General features: G+C 68.7%; 14 protein-coding genes. 5 read left to right on the top strand and 9 right to left on the bottom strand.

The window, feature by feature from the left end:
- Positions 1–155: 155 nt before the first annotated feature.
- The 5 genes from ABZV93_RS27770 to ABZV93_RS27790 form a co-directional block, all read right to left on the bottom strand.
- Positions 156–3,071, bottom strand: coding sequence for a DUF4157 domain-containing protein (locus ABZV93_RS27770; protein ID WP_354941710.1), 2,916 nt, complete (start codon positions 3,069–3,071; stop codon positions 156–158).
- 131 nt (positions 3,072–3,202) lie between these two features.
- Positions 3,203–4,051, bottom strand: a complete 849-nt coding sequence (locus ABZV93_RS27775) for a hypothetical protein (RefSeq protein ID WP_354941712.1) — start codon at positions 4,049–4,051, stop codon at positions 3,203–3,205.
- 350 nt (positions 4,052–4,401) lie between these two features.
- Positions 4,402–5,892 carry a sulfatase-like hydrolase/transferase gene (locus tag ABZV93_RS27780; RefSeq protein ID WP_354941714.1) on the bottom strand — a complete coding sequence of 497 codons (1,491 nt, stop codon included), beginning with the start codon at positions 5,890–5,892 and terminating at the stop codon, positions 4,402–4,404.
- Positions 5,889–7,823, bottom strand: coding sequence for a sugar-binding domain-containing protein (locus ABZV93_RS27785; protein WP_354941716.1), 1,935 nt, complete (start codon positions 7,821–7,823; stop codon positions 5,889–5,891). Before ABZV93_RS27785 ends, ABZV93_RS27780 begins: the two co-directional genes overlap by 4 nt.
- Before the next feature lie 53 nt (positions 7,824–7,876).
- Complete coding sequence (locus ABZV93_RS27790; protein WP_354941718.1) at positions 7,877–9,331, bottom strand: sulfatase-like hydrolase/transferase; 1,455 nt, start codon at positions 9,329–9,331, stop codon at positions 7,877–7,879.
- A gap of 177 nt (positions 9,332–9,508) precedes the next feature.
- Here ABZV93_RS27790 and ABZV93_RS27795 point away from each other — a divergent pair, with 177 nt between their 5' ends.
- Positions 9,509–10,639 (top strand): Zn-dependent alcohol dehydrogenase, encoded by a 1,131-nt coding sequence (locus ABZV93_RS27795; RefSeq protein ID WP_354941720.1) that lies wholly within the window; start codon positions 9,509–9,511, stop codon positions 10,637–10,639.
- Between the two features lie 128 nt (positions 10,640–10,767).
- Positions 10,768–11,709: an AEC family transporter gene (locus ABZV93_RS27800; RefSeq protein WP_354941722.1), complete on the top strand. Its 942-nt coding sequence runs from the start codon at positions 10,768–10,770 to the stop codon at positions 11,707–11,709.
- Positions 11,710–11,765: 56 nt separating this feature from the next.
- Here the strand turns inward: ABZV93_RS27800 and ABZV93_RS27805 are convergent, their stop codons facing one another.
- Entirely contained in the window at positions 11,766–12,944 is a 1,179-nt protein-coding gene (locus tag ABZV93_RS27805) for a hypothetical protein (RefSeq protein WP_354941724.1), read from the bottom strand.
- A 276-nt stretch (positions 12,945–13,220) separates the two neighbouring features.
- On the opposite strand from ABZV93_RS27805, the gene ABZV93_RS27810 reads away from it, so the two are divergent.
- Complete coding sequence (locus ABZV93_RS27810; protein WP_354941726.1) at positions 13,221–14,162, top strand: MASE1 domain-containing protein; 942 nt, start codon at positions 13,221–13,223, stop codon at positions 14,160–14,162.
- A gap of 106 nt (positions 14,163–14,268) precedes the next feature.
- Entirely contained in the window at positions 14,269–14,574 is a 306-nt protein-coding gene (locus tag ABZV93_RS27815; RefSeq protein ID WP_354941728.1) for a hypothetical protein, read from the top strand.
- Here ABZV93_RS27815 and ABZV93_RS27820 read toward each other — a convergent pair.
- Positions 14,557–15,639, bottom strand: coding sequence for an IS630 family transposase (locus ABZV93_RS27820; protein WP_354941812.1), 1,083 nt, complete (start codon positions 15,637–15,639; stop codon positions 14,557–14,559). The genes ABZV93_RS27815 and ABZV93_RS27820 overlap by 18 nt on opposite strands.
- Before the next feature lie 84 nt (positions 15,640–15,723).
- On the opposite strand from ABZV93_RS27820, the gene ABZV93_RS27825 reads away from it, so the two are divergent.
- Positions 15,724–16,758, top strand: coding sequence for a GAF domain-containing protein (locus ABZV93_RS27825; protein ID WP_354941730.1), 1,035 nt, complete (start codon positions 15,724–15,726; stop codon positions 16,756–16,758).
- 530 nt (positions 16,759–17,288) lie between these two features.
- Here ABZV93_RS27825 and ABZV93_RS27830 read toward each other — a convergent pair.
- A complete protein-coding gene (locus ABZV93_RS27830) occupies positions 17,289–18,248 on the bottom strand; it encodes a hypothetical protein (RefSeq protein WP_354941732.1) in 960 nt (319 codons plus the stop codon).
- Entirely contained in the window at positions 18,245–18,802 is a 558-nt protein-coding gene (locus ABZV93_RS27835; protein WP_354941734.1) for a helix-turn-helix domain-containing protein, read from the bottom strand. Before ABZV93_RS27835 ends, ABZV93_RS27830 begins: the two co-directional genes overlap by 4 nt.
- Between the last annotated feature and the right edge of the window lie 44 nt (positions 18,803–18,846).

The raw sequence follows: 18,846 nt of genomic DNA on the forward strand, positions 1-18,846 counted from the left end.
CGTTCCTTCGACAAGACCGATCCTCCAACACGCAAGGGCATTCTCGCGTCACGACCCGCTCACCACACCCAGCCCATCGGCGGATCCGGGCTAAGGGCGGGCACCGCACTGGCACCGTCGTCAACGGCGACTTGACCCGCGCCCAGCGTTCATCATTAGTTGTTGACGAGCACCTGGTACGCGTGGCCGTGCATGCCGACGTGGAGGAATCGGCCGGACGCGGCGATGGTGGTGGCGAAGTCACCGAAGCTGACCGGATGCCGCAGCGGCAGGCTGTTACGCACCCGGCCGGTGGCCGGATCCAGGTGGTGCAGGTGGCCCCGCGAACCCACGAACAGCCGGGGTCCGCGCAGGGACACACTGACCGGACCGGGCTCCTCGTCCCCGTCGTCGTCGAGGTCGACCCACCAGCGGGCCCGGGACCAGTCGTCCGGGGCGACCGCGTACACCCGTCCGTCCATCGCCGCGACCACCGTCCCGCCCTCGGCGGACAGCGACATCGGGTGGTCACCGGCGTTGTCGGTCAGGGCGAGCAGGTGCAGCACCGCACCGGTTGTGGGATCGATGTCATAGAGCTGGCCGGCCGAGCCCGCGAGCAGCCGCCGACCGTCCCACAGCACCGACACCGGCCGCGAGGGCCGTCCGCCGACCTTGGCGAGGTCGACCCGCCACCGGCTCTTCCGGTCCGCGGAGGTCAGGCCGTACACGTGGCCGGGCGTGCCGGCGAACACCATCGTCCCGTCGCCGGCGAGCGTCGTCTCGTGGCCGCCGAAGCCGAGGGTGTGCTCGAGCCGGTGTCTGCGCAACAGGGTCACCGACGTCGGATCGATCTCGTACACGTGGCCGGAGGATCCCGCGAGCACCCGGTGCCCGTCCCACAGCACGCTGACAGGTCCGCGGTCGAACGGGTTCGGTCCGTGCACCGACAACACCCACTGTGGGGTCAGGTCGGTCAGCGACAGGCCGTGCAGACGGCCGTGGACGCCGACGAACAGGGTGATGCCGTCGGTGGCCAGCCGCGTGTCGTGGCTGCCGACGAGTCCGACGTCCACGACGCGGCGGGTGGCCAGAACGCTTCCCTTGGTGGGTTCGATCTCGTACGCGTGGCCGTTCGCGGCGGCGAACAGCCGGCCGCCGCTCTCGAGGACGTCCACCGGACGGTCGTCGGCGCCGTGGAGCTCCTGTGCCCACACCTCCGCGAGGTCCTGGTCCTGGGAGACCACGCCCAGCCGGGGAGAGAACACCCGGACCAGAACGTCCTGCAGGGCCGGCAGGAACGCCGAGAAGATGTTGTCCTGGAAGAACTCCCGCCGGCCGGTGTTCCACGCTGCCACCGGCTCCAGGTCGCCCGCCTCGGTGCGCACCATGGTGGGGAAGCGCCGGCGGATCTCCTCCGCGCCGAACGACATCTCGCCGGTGCGCACGATCTCCTCCACCGCGGCCTGGGACAGCTGGGCGGCGGTACTGGTCTGGCGGACGCCTTCGGCTCCGCCGTTGCCGCTCAGCAACGTGGCGTCGCCCCACACCTCGTACGGCTCCTGGTGCGCCTGCGAGGCGACCCACAGGGAGTGGCTGTTGTAGTAGTCGTGCGCCATCGCGCACGACAGTTGCGCGGCGTCGTTGGCCAGGAAGCGGAGGTACTTCTGGTAGATGGCATGGCTGTCCTGCGACGGATCGAGGACGAGGCCGCTGGCCCGCATCCGCTCCTCGGCGGTGGCCAGCTCCTGTGAGGTCTGCGGATCGTTGCACGGCCCGGCGTAGTTGTCGTCGTACAGCTGGAAGCCGGCAAGTCCGGGTTGACGGTCCGCCGTCATGGCCGTGATGACGTCCAGATCTGCCACGGGCACGAGGTCCTGGCCCGCGGCCCACTCCACGAACCACTGCATGATCAACGTCTTGTTGACAAGGTGGCCCGCGGCGAAGGAGTCCTGGAGGAAGTGGTCGGCGTAACCGGCGAAGGTCCACGCCCGTCGGGCCAGTTCGGCGTCACCGGTCGCGTGCGCCTGCTTCGCCAGGTCGCGCGCGATGAGGTGGGAGGACTCCCAGCGATACCAGGAGAACGGCGCGAAGTGGCAGGCGTTGCGGGCCAGCAGCCCGCGGAAGTGGTCCTCGCGAAGCACACCCAGGTCGCGGGTCAGCTCGTCGAGCTCGTCCCACTTCACCAGCCTGGTGACCATCTCGAAGTCGTACGGCGGTGAGGCCGACCGGGCGAAGAACGCCCGCGGATCCGAGCCGCTGCGCAACCGGCTGAGGTTGTTGTAGCCCTCCTGGCGGATCGTCTGGAGGATGGGCAGCAGGTGCCCCTCGTCCAGGGACTCCAGGGCGGGGGCGTTGGCCAGGTAGTCGGGAAGCGCGTTCACTTCTCCGTACGTCGCGAGCACGCGGTCCGGGCCGAGTCGCAGCGTCCGGATCCACGGGCACACCTTCCGGACCTGCTCCTCGGTGACCGCGTCCGGATCGTGCCGCCACAGTTCGCACAGGCGGATCTGCCGGTCGAGGATCTCCTGCCTGCGTCCGCCGGTGACCGCGGCCCCAGCTCGCAGGGGCGAGATCGCCACCAGGTCGTCGGTGGCGACGTCGCCGAGCATCCGGTGCTCGAAGGAGACGTGCCGCTGGATGACCCGCGTCAGGCCCGGGCATACGACCGTCGGCTCGGCGAACGCATCTCTGTGCGAACCGTCTGCTCGCCGCCCGGCCACGAGCAGGTCCGCGCACCGGTCGGCGTCCTGCTCAGCCGTGGGGGCCAACGGCACCCCGGGCTGCGCGGCGCGTGCCTGCTGGACGACGTGAGCGGCCTCGTGCGCCAGCAACCGGAAGCCGGCCGCGGTGTCGGGCCGGTAGGCGCCCGTACGGAAGAAGACGTGGCTGCCGCAGGTGAACGCGTCCGCCCCCAGCAGCCTGGCGTAGCGGTCCGCCGCGGCACCGGTGTGGATCCGCACCGCCGACAGGTCGGCACCCAGGCCCTGTCCCAGACGTTCCAGCAGGGCGGCCGGCAGGTGCCGGCCGCCCTGGGGGCTGCTCTTCGAACAACTCTCGTCGAGCAGTGGCAACGGTGTGGCGAGACGTTCCATCGAAGGTCCCAGGGTGTGATCGCGACGCATCGTCTCTCACGGTAGCGCCGCGCCCGCCCTTACGCGCGCTTGTTGACCACTGCGGTTGTCCGGCGGTTCGTTCGCCAACCGAGTCGGCGTCCGAGCCGGGCTCAGTTCACGATGTTGTCGTAGCGGTACGGCAGGTAGGTGCCTCGCGAGTCCTGGATCGGCCAGTCGTAGACGCTCTTGTGCGGACGGTCCGGGTTGCCGCTGTGCTCGTACACCGTGAAGCTCGAGTGGGACGTGTCGTTCCACTTCACGAAGATCATCACGTGGCCACCGGCACCGCCGGTGGCAGGACCCATGATTCCGAGCAGGTCGCCCGGCTTGAGGTCGTCCTTGTTGCTCAGCACGTGGGCGACGTCGGGCAGGTCGATGGTGCTCCGGCCGGGGGCGTCCAGGTGCAGGGCCATCGAGGCGTAGCCGGAGCAGTCGGTGCGGTACTCGACGCCGCCGGGCCCGGCCGCGCTGCCGTTCATGTTGTAGCTGATCGACGGGTCGGTGAGCCAGGTGCGCGCCCTCGCCAGCACCTCGGTGCGGCTGATCTTGCCGTCGACGACCGACTTCGGCGCCGGCTTGGCCTTGTGCGTGACGGCCTTGCGCCTCACGACCGACTTCCTCGTGACGACCTTCCTGACCTCGGCCTTCTTCGTCTTCGCCGGCGACGGCTTGGCCTTGGGCTTGGGCTGGGTCTTGGTCTTGTGCTTGGTCACCTTGGGCGTGGCCTTGGGAGTGGCGGCCTTCGTCGCCGTCCTGGTGGGTGTCGGCCGGGCGGTGGTGGTCCGGACCTTCGGCGTCTTGGCGGGTGCGGTCGCGGCCAGGTCGGCCGAGGCGTTCTTGGGTGGCGTGCCGTCGGACCGCACCGCGCCGACGGCGGCGGTGCCACCGACCGCGACCAAAGCGACGGCCAGCGCAGTCAGAAGATATCGAAAGGCGCCGAGCCGCTGAAAGAAATTCAAGGAACTACCCCTTCTCTTGCCGCAGAAGGGGTAGAGGTTTGCATACGGACGTAACGCCTCATTCGGCTAGGGCCGAGCCGACAGGGCAGAAGTGGTACTCTCCCGCACCATCATGATCCACTAATGACGGAATGGATGGCAAAGACCTATTTCGGCCAGTATTGTGAGCTGCTTGTTGCGGCAATTCACTCTTTATCGATGTGGCCTATCCCACATTACTCGGCCGGAACCGGGCACCAACTTCGCAGTACCGATAAATATACAACTCAGCCGATTGGCAACCAGGCGGGAGTTATGTCGGTTTTTGCCGTCCGTGAATGCCCGAGTCCGCCGGGTAGCCCGGACCTCGTTCACGACTCCCGGCGGCTGACGGTGAACGGTGCCAGGTGGTTGTGTGGCGCGCGTCGTGGCTCGTACGCCGCGCGAGGCAGGTCGTCCACCACGCGGGTCGACCACCACAGCAGCTGCTCGGTCAGTGCCGCCCGGACCTCGGCCACCTCCGGATCGCGCCACCGGTTGGTCAGCTCCATCGGGTCCTCGGCCAGGTCGTAGAGCTCGCCGCGGCCGGTCACGTCGTAGACGAGCTTCCACCGGCCCTGCCGGACCATGCGGGAGGTGCCGCTCTGGGTGACGCTGTTGAGCTCGTCGTACTGCCTTCCCTCGTAGGGAAAGTGCAGCGGCGGCCGCTGGCCGGCGTCATAGGGGATCCCGCCGTAGCCGCGTTCGGCGTAGACGCTTGCGAACTCCTCGGCCGGGTAGTCGCCGCCGGTCAGCGCCGGCCACAGGCTGCGGCCCTGCACGCCGTACGGGATGTCCGCCCCGACCGCTTCGCACAGCGTGGGGAACAGGTCGGCCAGGGAGACGTGATCGACGGCGTTGTCCGAGGCGACCACGCCGGGCCCGGACAGCACGAACGGGATCCGCATCAGCACCTCCGGCATGCCGGCGCCCTTGCGCTGCAGACCGTAGTCGCCGACATAGTCTCCGTGATCGGCGACGAAGACGACGAGGGTGTTGTCAAGAACGCCTTGGCGCTGGAGATGACCGAGCAGCCGGCGGATCTGGTCGTCTATCAGGCGCAGCATGCCGCAGTAGGTGGCGCGGTAGCGGCGCCACAGTCGGTCGTAACCCGGCCGCTTCTCCTCCAGCAGGTCGGCGAGCCACCTCCACGCACCGCCCTTGGCGCGCGCCGCCTCGGGACCGCAGGCACGGTCGGGCACGTCCTCTTCGGGGAACATCGAGAAGTACGGCTCGGGCGCCTGGTAGGGGTTGTGCGGCTCTGGGAAGGAAACCCAACCGAAGAAGGGCCGGTCCGGATCGCGCCGGTCCAGCGCCTCGATCGCGTCGGAGACGATGCGGTACGGATACTGGCACTCCAGCGGGAACGCCGTGGGTTCGACGGTGGGACCGTGGTCGATGGATCGCAACCAGGCCGAGAAGTCCCGCTGCTCGTCGGTGGAGTCCGGACCGCGCTCGTGCCAGTACGGTCCCGCGAAGGAGTCGAAGTCGCCCTCGCCGCGGTACATGTGGGTCTTGCCGGCGAAGTGCAGCGAGTAGCCCGAGGCCGCGAGCACGTCCAGCAGGTCCTCACTGCGAAGTACCTCTTTGGTGGCGCTGTTCTGGCGTACGCGGTGGGCGGAGGGGAAGCGGCCGGTCAGCAGGCTGGTGCGCGCCGGCACACACGCCGGCGCCGTCGTGTAGGCGTTGCGAAAGCGTGTCCCGGACGCGGCCACCGAGTCCAGGAACGGCATGGTGTCCAGCCCGAATCCCTCGCCGGCGGTGAAGCCGGCCCGGTGCTGGTCGGTCATCACCAGCAGGATGTTCGGCCCTGGCGCGCTCACCGTGCCGCCTCCTTCCCGGATCGGCCCGGCCGGCGCCGCTGCGCCTGCCGGGCGGCCAGGCGGTAGGCGTCGATCTCCTCCGCCGGGATCGCGCGGCTGGGGCCGCTCACGATCTCACGGACCTGCTCGACCGGCAGCTTCGGCGTGCGGTCCTCAGTGAGCAGGCCGTTGCGCTCCTGCTGGGTGTCGGTCAACTGGGTGTAGCAGAACCCGGCCAACTCGGGGGAGTCCAGAATGGCGCCGACCAGCTCGCCGAACCGGTCCCGAAGGGCCTCGGGGGAGTCGACCGTGCTGTAGCCGAACCACTTGTCCTCGCCCTCGGGCAGGTAGGACAGGCCGCCGAACTCGGTGAGCACGACCGGCTGGCCCTCGCGCACGGGGTCGGTGAGCAGCACCTTGCGGCGGCCGGGCCCCGGGCCGTACAACGTCCGGTCGAGCGACTCCGGGCTGCCGTACCTCTCGTCGATGCTGGCGCCCCGAGGCGTGTAGTCGTGCACACCCCAGATGTCGCTGTCGGTGTGTTCCCAGCCGTCGTTGGAGATCACCGGACGGGTGGGGTCGATCGCCCTGGTCAGGTGGTAGAGCGCGGTGGCGAAGCTGCGCTGCTGTGCGGAGGTGGCGATGTGGGGTACGCCCCAGCTCTCGTTCAGCGGCACCCAGCAGACGACGCAGGGATGGCTGCGGTCCCGGCGTACGACCTCGGTCCATTCCCGGGTAAGCCGGTCGACCGCCCGGGTGGAGAACTCGAAGGCGTTGGCCATCTCACCCCACACCAGCAGGCCGAGGCGGTCGCACCAGTAGAGGAAACGGGGATCCTCGATCTTCTGGTGGATGCGGGCGCCGGTGAAGCCGAGCTCCTTGATCAGCTCGACCTCGCGGCGCAACGCGTCCGCGTCTGGTGCGGCGAGGTGAGACTGCGGCCAGAAGCCCTGTTCGAGCACCATCCGCAGGTAGTACGGCCGGCCGTTGAGCAGGAAGAGCCCGTCCCGGAAGCCGACGCTGCGCAGACCGAGGTAGCTGGACACCTCGTCGCCCGGTTGGTCGCGTCCGTCGCGTTGGCCGTGTCGATCTCCGCCACGCAGTGCCAACGTGGCGTCGACGAGGATCGGCGACTCCGGCGACCACAGCAGCCGGCCGGCCCGGCCGCCGAGCAGGTCGGGAACTGTGAGGACGACTCGGGACGTCTGCTCGCCCACTCGGACCGTCTGCCGAGCGAGGAGGTCGCCGGCGAGGTCCAGCCGGACGTCGAGCTCGACCGGTGAGACCGGTGTCCTGCTGAGCGTCAACTCCAGTTGGACAGTGCCTGCCTCGAGGTCGGTCGCCCACGCCAGGTCGGCGACGTGGAGGGCAGAGACGGTCTCCAGCCAGACCGGCTGCCAGATCCCGGTGGTCCGGTCGTAGAAGATCCCCTCCGGCCCCAGCGACCGGCACTGCTTGCCGCGCGGCTGGCTCGCGTCGGTGGGCTGGTCCTCGGCCCGGACGACGACGGTCTGCTCACCGCCTTCCCGCAGTGCCTCGGTGATGTCGAACGTGAACGGCGTGTGCCCGCCCTCGTGGCCCCCGACCCGGAGGCCGTTTACCCACACCGTGGTGGAGTAGTCGACGGCGCCGAAGTGAAGCAGGACGCGGTTTCCGTCTGTGGGCAGGTCCGCCGTGAACGTCCGCTCGTACCACACCACCGGGTGGAAGCCCGGGTCGTGCACCTCCGACAGCTTCGACTCCGGCGGGTACGGAACGCGGATCGCACGGTCGAACACCTCCGCCGACGCGGGCTCGAACCACCGCTCGCCCAGCCCGGCGTCGCCGTCGTCGAAGGCGAAGCGCCAGACGCCGCAGAGGTCGGTCCACGTCTCGCGACGGAACTGGGGGCGGGGATGCGCGGACGGGTCGGCGGACGAGCGGGCGGGCGGATCGGTCGTCGGGTCGGTCACGGAGGTCCTTTCGGTGTCACACGTTTCGGGGGCGGGCGCCTGTCTCCCTCGGCCTACCAGAAGGCGTCCCGGGGCTGGGTGCGGTCCTCGGTGGCGACCAGGACGTCGATCAGTTTCTCCTGCAGGGCAAGCCGGTCCGCGGCGTGCGCTGGGTCGTCCCACAGGTTGGTGACCTCGCGGGAATCGGCGACGAGGTCGTAGAGCTCACCGGTTCGTGCGCGCGTGCCGGCCGGTTCACCGTGGTGGACCACGAGCTTCCAGCGGTCGTGCCGCAGCATCGTGGTGTGCACCGGCGGGTCGTACGGATGGCCGCTGTTGCGGTACTGCGACAACGCCCAGTCCCGCGTCCACGCGCCGGAGTCGCCCCGGGCCAGGGGGAGCAGGCTGGTGCCCTGTCCGCGGGCCAGCGGCGGCAGGCCGGCCACATCCAGCAACGTGGGGGCGAGGTCGATCCACTGCACGAGTTCGGCCCGGCGTTCACCGGCCGACAGCACACCGGGCCAGCGCATCAGCAAGGGAACCCGGACCGAGCAGTCGTACATCATCGGGCCCTTGAGCATGAGCTGGTGGTCACCGAGCAGCTCGCCGTGGTCACTGGTGAAGACCACGACGGTGTTGTCGGCCAGGCCCTCCTCGTCCAGGGTGTCGAGGATCCGGCCGACCTCGTCGTCGACCAGGGTGACCATGGCGTAGTAGGCGGCCTTCACCTGCTGGAGTTCGGCCTCGGTGTAGTCCATGAAGCCCCTGGCGTGCCCGGCATAGGACTCCTTCGACGCCTCGGTGTAGATGGCCGGCTTGCTCGCAAGCTCCTCCGGCGTGGTCACCGGCCGGGACAGTGCCTGCGGGTCGTAGCGGTCGACGTACTCCGGCGGTGCACCGAAACCGTGGTGGGGATCGAAGAAGTTCGCCACGAAGCAGAACGGCTTGTCGCGTTCGCGCCCGGTGCGCAGGAACTCCTGTGTCTCCAGGCCGATCCACCGGCTGTAGTGCGCCTGGGTCGGCATCGTGTCGAACGTCAGCGGCGACGCCGGGTCGAGCGCGGCGGCGTGCAGGTCGGGATGCGCGGCTCGCAGCCACCGGTGGTACGCGTTCTCCGACGAACCGGGGTAGGGGTCGTGCGCCCACCGGAACACCCGGAAGCCGTCGTCGAGCCGCCGCTCTGTGCGCCCGGCGAAACACGCTGACAAGTGCAGCTTGCCGACCAGCCCGCAGTCGTACCCCGCGTCGGCCAGGTCCCTGGTGAACAGTCGCTCGTGGTCGGGCAGGCCGACGCCGTTGGCCCACAGGCCGTGATTGGCCACGTAACGTCCGGTCATCAGGCTGGCCCGCGACGGACCGCACACGGGGTTCTGCACGTAGCAGTTCTCGAACAGCACGCCCTGCTCGGCCAGCCGGTCCAGGTGCGGCGTCTCGATCTCGTCGTTGCCGTACGCACCGAGCGCGTCGAAGCGCTGCTGATCGGTGCAGATGAACAGGATGTTGGGTGAGGTGAGGTGACCGCTCGGCATAGATACACCGTGATACTAGATGTCGGCCTCCTGGCGGGAGTCGGCGTCCGGGAACGGACCGGGGTGCCTGCCCCCGCCAGCCGAGGACGAGCCGCCGCGATGGCGAGGACCTGAAGGTGGTGGGACGATGGCCAGCCTGACGAGGACGTCCCCCAGGTAGGCGAGGAGGGTCAGGCCGTGCCCGCTGACCACACGGAGGAGATGCCCGTACGCGCGGCGGTTCTGGACGCGCCCGGTGCGCCGCTGCGGGTGGAGGAGCTGTCGCTGCAGCCGCCGAAGGCCGGTGAGGTGCTCGTCCGGGTCACCGCCGCGGGCCTGTGCCACACCGACCTGCACTACATGGCGGGTGACCTCGCGTGCACGACTCCGATCGTGCCCGGGCACGAGGGCGCCGGCATCGTGGAGCAGGTCGGCGCCGGCGTCACGTCGGTGCGGCCCGGCGACTCCGTCGTACTGATGTGGCGCCCTCGCTGCGGCCGGTGTGCGTACTGCTCGTCCGGCCGTCCGGCCCTCTGCGACAGCGCACGCGTCCAGATCACCACCAACGGCCTGCTGGACGGTGCGACCCGGCTTCGCCGCGGCGACCAGGAGGTCAGGCACCTGCTCGGCGTCTCGTGTTTCGCCGAACGCTGCGTGGTGGCCGAACAGTCGGTGATCAAGATTCCGGACGACATCCCGCCGCGGATCGCCTCGCTCGTCGGGTGCGCCGTGATCACCGGCGTCGGGTCGGTGCTCAACGTCGTCACCGACGCCGCGCGCAGTGGCATCCTCGTCGTCGGCGCGGGCGGGGTCGGGCTGTCCTGCGTGCTCGGCGGCAAGCTGGCCGGTGCGTACCCGCTGATCGTCGCCGACGTGGTGCCGAAGCGACTGGAGCAGGCGACCAGGCTCGGCGCCACCCACACGATCGACTCCGGCCGGACCGACCTCGAGCAGGCCGTCCGGGAGATCTGTCCCGACGGCGTGGACTGGGCGCTGGAGGCGGTGGGCAGGGCGCCGACCCTCGAACAGGCGATGGCCTGCCTGCGCAAGGGCGGCACGCTCGTCGCGATCGGGCTCGGCCCGGTCGGCGCGACGTTCGAGGTGCCGATCAACCAGCTGGTGCAGCAGGAGAAGCGGCTGGTCGGCAGCCTGTACGGCAGTGCCAACACCGTGACTGACGTCCCGAAGCTGCTGGAGCTCTACCAGTCGGGCCGGCTTCCGCTGGACGAACTCCTCGGCCCGGCGTACCCGCTGAGCCAGGTGAACGAGGCGTGTCAGGCCCTGGTTGACGGGGCCGTCGGCCGGATCGTCGTCGAACCCGACCGCTAGGCCGCTTCCTGGCCCACCCGATAATGGGCGGTAGTGCCGAGCGTTGTTCGACCGTGCTCGGCTCGATCTCCGTGCAGCGCCGCACGGCGAGATGTCGTACGGCGATCCGGAAATCGAGGGAGCTTCGAGTGTCTGGCGTGCTGGCCGGGTTCGCCACCATCGGCATGATCATCGGGGTGGGCTTCATCCTCGCCCACCTGGAAGTGCTGGACGCGACCGCACAGCGGGTCCTGACCCGGACGGCGTTCTTCGTCGCCAGCCCGGCACTGATGGTGACCGTTCTCGGACGCAGCAACGTGCACCAGCTGCTGTCGGCCAACCTGATCGCCTCGCTCGGCAGCGTGTTCGTGGTCGCCACGATCTACGTGCTGCTGGCCCGGCTGGTGTGGAAGCGAAGCCCCGGCGACACCGTGATCGGAACCTTCTCTGCTGCCTACGTGAACGCCGGCAACCTGGGCTTGCCGATCGCCGCGTACGCACTGGGAGACGCGGCGCTGATCGCACCGATGCTGCTCGCCCAGTTGCTCGTACTCCAACCGAGCGGGCTCACCGTGCTCGACGCCGTCACGCACGTCCCGCAGCCCGGCATGTCCCGCGGCCGCCGGCTGTTGCTGCGGGTGACCAGGCCGTTGCGCAACCCGCTGGCGATCGGTTCGCTGGTCGGCCTGACGCTGGCGATCTCCGGGATGAAGCTGCCGGTGGTCCTCAGTGGTCCGCTCGGCCTGCTGGGCGGAATGGCCGTGCCGTCGATGCTGCTGGCGTACGGCATCTCACTGCGGCTCGGCCCCCGGCCCGGCGCCGGCGAACCACCGGTCCAGGTCGCCACCATCCTGGCGCTGAAGCTCCTCGTCCAGCCCTTGGTCGCCTACCTGATCGGGGCGTACGTCGTCGGGATCAGCGGGCACGCGCTCCTTGCCGTGACGGTGATCGCCGCCCTGCCGACGGCGCAGAACGTCTTCACGTTCGCGATGCGCTACGGACGTGGGATCGTTCTCACCCGGGACGTGATCTTCTTCTCCACCGTGCTGTCGCTGCCGGTGATCATCGTGATCACCTGGCTCCTGGCCTGACGGACCGGGGTCACTCGGACCGGCCGAGTTTGGCCGTCTCGAAGGTGATGCAGACGTCACTCTCGGGCGGTGTAGGGCCCGAGCGTGGTCAGGTCGATGTCGGTGTCCGGCCAGCGCCGGCGAAGTGTCGCGGCAGCCGCGCGCGCCCAACCGGTCAGGTGCGGCAGGACCCGGTGCCGCTCGGCGGTGTCGGCGGCGGCTTCCAGAGTGGTGACCCGGTGAAGCCGGCTGTGGTTGCCGAACGGGCGATCGTCGATCTTCGGCAGGTTCGCCAGCCGGCAGGCCACGAAGACGAAGCCCGCGCCCGCGAGCGTCCGGCCGAACCACCGGTCGTCGGCGACCTCGGGGACTGCCGGCGCCAACGCCTCTCGATACGCCTTCTCCACCCCGTTGGTCATCGGGTCGCCGACCGTGAGCCACATCGACCCGGGGACGTAGAGGTCGTTCACCAGGTCGGTGACGGCATGCCGGAAACCCGCGGCCTCGAAGTCGATGAGCCGGCCGTCTGCCTCGCCGCCCGCCCGGCTGTCGACGAGGTAGTTGTTCACCCCCGCATCGCCGTTGGAGAAGGCGAGGAAGGGACCAGGATCGGCGATGTCGGCGGTGATGCCGGCCAGCTCGCGGGTCGCAGCGGCAGGCATCGCGACGCCGGCATCACTCATGTGCCCAACACCCGTACGCCACTTGCCGAGGAACCGCTCGATGTCGGTCTGGCGGTCCACCGGGCCCAGCCTGAGCCGGCGGTCGTAGTAGGCGTCGGCCCGGCCGAGCGTCCCGGCGTGCAGATGTGCAAGGGAGCGCGCGAACGCCGTCAACAGTGGCGCTGCCGGGCGCGGCCCGTCACGCAGCAGGATCGACCGAAGCGGCTCACGCGGAGCCGCGTCCTCGAACACGAGGAACCCGTTGCGGGGATCGGCACCGGCCGTGTCCGCCGCCACCAGGGCCGGCGCCAGGTCCGGGTCCACGTCGGCGAGGAACTCCAGCGCCGCCTGTTCGGTGAGCAGTTGTACGGGATCCGTGCGTACGCCACCTGCTGTGTCGCGCAGCCACTTCACCACCACAGTCGGTGGAACGTCCGCGACCGGCGAGGAGAGGTGACAGCGCAGAACGAACCACGGCTCCACCCGATCGACCGCACGAACGGTCACAGGCGTCGCGTACGTCGCCGAGAGGATCTTCTCGATCCGCTCAGGTGAGGGCGGGGAGGAGATGGGCGGCAGGCGGGTGTCGGCCACGACAGGTGATCATGCCAGAGGTGCGACCGGTCGCCGGCCTCCCGTAGACAAGACCGGGTAGGCCCCTGCCTGTCGGATCCGGACAACTCGGTGGGAAACCCCCGGTTGACACAGCGGACATTGTCGCTCTGTCTTGTCCCTGGATTACCAAGGCGGTTGTCGTCACCCGACCCGTACGCGAGGGTTGTGAGCCGAGTAGTCGAGCTAGCGTCAAGTCATATGGAGGGTTTCCGAAGGCTCCGACGCTTCCTTGTGGCCGCTTCACTGAACCTCGGCTTGGCGGCCGCCTCGTTCGTGACGGCCCGACTCGGACTCCTCGTGGGGGTGGAGCCAGGCGAGGCCAGTCCGATCTGGCCCCCCACCGGGCTCGGGTTGGCCGCTCTTCTACTCCTGGGCTTTTGGATGTGGCCCGGGATCATGCTGGGATCGATGGCTGCCAATGTCTTCACCAGTCCTCCCATTGCGAACGTTCCCACCGCGATCGGAACCACCCTCGCCTGCCTGTGCGCGTACTGGGCCCTGCGCAAGATCCACTTTCGAACGGACCTTGACCGGCTGAAGGACGCACTCGCGCTTGTGTTCCTCGCGGCGTTCGGAGCGATGCTCATCAGTTCCACCATCGGAACCACACTGCTCCTCTTCCAGGGAGACGTACAGGCAAGGGACTTCCTCCCGGCGTGGCTTACCTGGTGGACCGGCGACGCGATGGGCGTCCTGCTGGTCACGCCACTGCTACTGACCCTCGTAAAGCTCCCATGGAGACGGCGCGTCGACTGGCTGAAGCTGACCGAGATCTCCGCCTTGCTCGCGGCCACCTTCGCACTCGTCCTCATCACCGAAGCGGTGTTCGGGATCCTGTTCCTCACCTTCCCGTTGATCGTCTGGGTGGGATGGCGGTTCCAGCTTCCCGGGGCCGCACCCGTCGGGCTACTCGCTTCGAGTGTGGCCATCAACACTGCCGTGCGCGGGACCGGTGCGTTCGCCGGGCACACCATGGCCGAGAGAATGGTGATCCTTCAGCTGTTCAATGGTTCGATCGCGCTGGTCGCACTGCTCCTCTCCGTAGCCATCGTCGAGCGCCAGCGATCGCGCGCAGAACTCGAGCGGACCTGCAGCCGGCTCGGAGACGTCATCAACCACCTTGATCAAGCCATGCGGCCGACCAGGGAGTCCTCCCTTCGGCGGTGGGCAGAGCACGCACAAGACGATCGACCATGACTTGCCCCACAACTCGCTCCCGGCGCGCGACTAGGCTGGAATCTCGCTGAAGCCGTGGTCGTGGGTGTGTCATGTGATGGTTACGGCCGGTCTAGGGGGATTGGCGGTGTCTCGTCGCGTAGGTGGGTCCGACGACAACGGCTGCCAGGCGTCACACGAGCGGAGACGACGCTGGCTTGCCGGCGCGCACGAACTGGCGCAGATCCTGCTTGCCGAAGTCGACCTACATCAGGCCATGGGCGTGGTCAGCGAGCGTCTGGCAGCGATCTCCGGTGCAGAAGCGGCGATTGTCGCCCTGGTCGACCACGGCGACCCGAAGACCCTTGTCTGCGAAGCGGTCGGCGGGATCGACATGGCTCACTGGGTGGGTGTACGCAGTCCCCGGCGCGGACTCCTAGTGCTCTGCGTTTGAGGTCTTCTTACGGTTCGCCTTGGTCAGGATCTGCTGCGCGGTCTTGGTCCAGGTGAAGGGGTGAGCGCGTTCGTTCCAGCCGTCGACGTAGGCGCGGAGCTTGGTGTTGAGGTCGTGCACGCTGCGGTAGGTGCCGCGGTGGATGGCCTGGCGTTCGGCCATGGAGAACCAGCACTCGACCAGGTTCATCCAGGACGCGTGGGTGGGGGTGAAGTGGACGTGGATCCGGGGGTTGACGGCCAGCCAGTCGCGGACCTTGGGGTGTTTGTGTGCCGCGTAGTTGTCCATGATCAGGTGCAGGCCGGCGCCCTCACCGGTGCCGTCGCCGTCGCGGTCGCTGGTGTCGGGGTAGGCGCGTGCGATCTGTTTGAGGAAGGCGAGGAACTCGCTGTGGCGGTGCCGCGGCTTGCAGGCCGCGGTGACCTTGCCGGTGGCGACTTCCAGCGCGGCGAACAGAGTCGAGGTGCCGTGGCGGATGTAGTCGTGGGAACGGGCTTCGATCAGATGCGGCCGCATCGGCAACACCGGCGCGGCGCGGTCCAGAGCCTGGATCTGGGACTTCTCATCCACCGACAACACGATCGCGCCGTCGGGCGGATCCAGATACAGCCCCACCACGTCGACGACCTTGGCTTCCAGGTGCGGGTCGGTGGAGAACCGGAACGACCGTGCCCGCCACGGCTGCACCCCGTACTCACGCCAGATCGTGGCAACAGCGTGGTCAGAGATGCCCAGGTGGCGGGCCAGCAACCGGCTCGACCAGTGACTCACCCCGTACTTCTTCGGCGGCGGCGTCAACGTCACCGCGATCACCTTCGCCCGGTCGATGTGGCGGGGCCGGCCGGACCGTTCGGCATCCAGGAGTCCGTCCAGACCCTTGCTCTGGTAGCGGTTTCGCCAGGCGATCACGGTCGGACGGGACACTCCGACCTGCTCCGCGATCGCCGTGTTCGTCGCCCCCTCCGCCGCCAGCAACACGATCCGAGCCCGCTGCGCGATGCCGGCCCGAACCGAAGAGGACCGGCTCAGTCGCCTCAGATCCTCGCGGTCGCCTTCACCCAGCATCAGCGCGGGAGCAGCACGATTCGCCATGACGCCATCGTCACAGCTGTCATACCGTCAAACAACTAACCACGCGGGGCACTAGCCGTGGCTATCGACACACAGACGCCGCTCGTCGTGGCAGACCTACCCGCGGACGAACGCTACGACCCGCCGCCCGAATGGCGCAGAGCCATGACTGACATCGGCCTGGGAATAGCGATCCCCCTGGTCGCGTCAGGCGAGGCCCTCGGCGCGCTGGTGGCGGTTTGGCGCCGCGGATCGGACGCGGAACGAGCCGCCACGAGCGAGTTCGACGATGTGCAGATGTTCGCCAGCCACGCAGCTGCCGTCCTCCAACGCGTACGCACCCAGCAGCAACATGCACGAAGCGACCTCTGGCTCGAAGCCGCAGGACAATTGGCGCGACTACTGCTCACCGACGTTGACCGCGACCACGCGATGCGCACGGTAGGTGAACGGCTGCAGCAGACCTCCGGAGCAGACATCGTCGGCGTGATCATCGCAGACGCCTGCGACACCACGAACGTTGCTTCCGTGATCTTCGAGGGCCTGGAAACTGCCACGCCGCCCGACGTCCGACTACCCAGGCAGGGGCTGGTAGCAGCCGTGCTCGACTCGGGCGAACCCATTGTGAGCAAGGACTACACCCGTCAGCACGGGTACGACCCTCCTGCCCAGTGGTCGTCGCAGTTCGCCACTGTGGGGCTTGGCATGTTGATGCCGATGGCTGTCGACGGAGAGGTTCTCGGTGTCCTGTTCGCCGGATGGCGCAGGAACTCACCACACGAGCAGGAAGCCTTCACCGAGGCCGAGCAGGTCCAAACATTCGCCGACCTGGCAGCGCTGGCGCTGTACCGAAGTCGCAGCCAGGACTACCACGACCAGTTGATCGCGCTACAGGAACGTGACCGGCTCGCCAGAGAGCTCGGTGACGCCGTGCTCCAGAGACTGTACGCCGCAGGACTTCAACTGGTGACCAGTCACGATCTCGCAGCCGAGCCCCAACTGAAACGCCGCCTAATGACGACCGTTCATACGCTGGACCAGGCCAACGAGGAGATACGTAAGGCCTTCTTCCACAGGGAGCCGACGGAATCCGGCAACGACCCAGAAACTTGACGGACGGGTCTGCTGCACGGATAGGTGACGCGGCCTAATCATCGAGGCTCTCGACTCACCGACATCGGCTCGGCTCAGCTCCCACCACAGGGCATCTGGTCATCCGCGGCCAGCCAGGGGCTGGCATTGGTGGCGTCAGGCACGCACGCCGGGCTGGTCAGTCCATCGGCGCGGTACCTTCCCGGCGCCACCCTCTACGCTCTGCCGCACCCCAGTACTCGGCCAACCTGATGAGCGTGACACCGAAGTGCCTTGGCCTGTGGGTGCGGGCGCGATGTTGATGCTGGCCTTCAAGGTGCCCTCCAGCGGCGGGTGTCGCCACGATGTTGGCCGCAGCGGTGACCATGACCATCGTCATCACCCGGCGGTCACGACACGAGACCTGGGACGCTGGCATCGGTTCGCGGTAGCCGCCGAGACGCTGCTGAGCTAAGGCTGGCACTGATGTCGAGGTCGTGCGCGACATGGGCTACGCCAACAGAATCCAGGACACACCAGATCGTTCGTGAGTCACCAGGTGGTGGGAGCCGTCAGCTCGTCGCCAGTGGCACTTGGAGCCAGCCACCGACGTCCACCCGGCCGGCGCGCTGGGCAGCGTCCTGGGCACCTCGGTTGTCGGCGTGGATGGTGCCGACCAGGATGTGGCCGTCGTCGGGGAGAGCGCGGGCCAGCAGTGTGGTGAGGTGCGGCCCGAGGCCTCGCCCGCGGAATCTCGTTGCCAGGATGAGTTCCTGGACGACGTACGCCGGCATGCCGAGGGTGTCCCCGGTCGTCATCACCGCCACGTAGCCCGCCCACTCACCGGCGAACCTGACGTCGAACAGCATCCCCGCGGCCACAGCGTTCGCCAGCGATTCCCGGCTGGCGATCGCGGCCTGCGTGGGGTGCAAGGGATGGTTGACATCCACATCGGCGTAGGCCTGCTCGGCGTCCTCGTAGTGCTCCAGCGTGGACGCCGGGACGAGCGCGAGCTCGGTCGGTGGCGTACGTTCGAAACCTGCGCGCAGCTTCGCCACCGGCCCGGCTAGAAACCGTCGGTCCGGGTCCGTGCCGGCGAACCAGCCGGCCGGACGCGCACTCCATAGCCGCAGGTAGCGCGGACGCAGCTCGGGGTAGGCCTCCGCGCCGGCCTTCGCCAGCGCGGGCAGGTCCGCCGCAGTGAAGGGCCGGCTCACCACGGTGGCGCCGACGAACGGCAGGCTCGGGTCGCCGCCCTCGTACCTCATGCTCATCATCGCGGCGAGGTCGCCCTCGACCACGGTCCACCGGTTCAGGAACGTCTCGGCAGGCAGGTGGGGTGCGAACCGTCGCGCACGCAGAGCGGCGAACTCCAGATCCGTCGCCAACATCGTGTCCTCGGCGCGGTTGACGGTGAGGAGGTCGAGGCGTACGGCGTCGTCGACCCAGCGCCGGGTCAGCGGGTGCTGGGCGGTGAGGAAATAACCCGCCAGCTCCCTCGTGGTCGGCAGTGCTGCGCGAGCGGGCGTCACCTGAGCTCGCGTAGGGCGGCCGCGGCGTCCGCCACGCAGTCGGCGAAGTTGGGCGGATCGTCGCTGGAAACCCAACGTACGAAGGCGACCTGGAAGACGGTCACCGCGCTGTGGGCCGCCAGGCCCGCGGTCGGCTCGTCCACGCCGCGACCGTGCAGTGCCCTGACCGTCGCCTCCGTCAGCGCGGCGAGCTTGAGCAGCTCGCGCTCGTGCAAGCTCGGGTTGGCAGCGACGATCCGGGCTCGGCGTACGGCGTGATCGTGCCGGTCTGCCAGCAGACCGCCCGCCGCGACCATCCCGACCAGCGCGGCGTCGAGCGGGGAGAGGTCGGCCGATGCGGTCTCGATCGCGTCGTGCGCCGTTCGTTCCATGACGTCGGAGCCGGCGAACAGTACCTCGCGCTTGTCGGTGAAGTGCCGGAAGAAGGTGCGTTCGGTGACCCCGGCCCGCTCGGCGATGTCGCCGGCGGTGGTCTTGTCGAAGCCGCGCTCGTCGAAGAGTTCGATCGCGGCCCGCATCATCCGGCCCTGCGCGTCCGGCTCCCAGCGCCCCATGGCGAGGAGTGTAGTGATGACAGCTACTGACATGCGGTGCTACT

Source organism: Actinopolymorpha sp. NPDC004070, assembly GCF_040610475.1.
Taxonomy (GTDB): domain Bacteria; phylum Actinomycetota; class Actinomycetes; order Propionibacteriales; family Actinopolymorphaceae; genus Actinopolymorpha.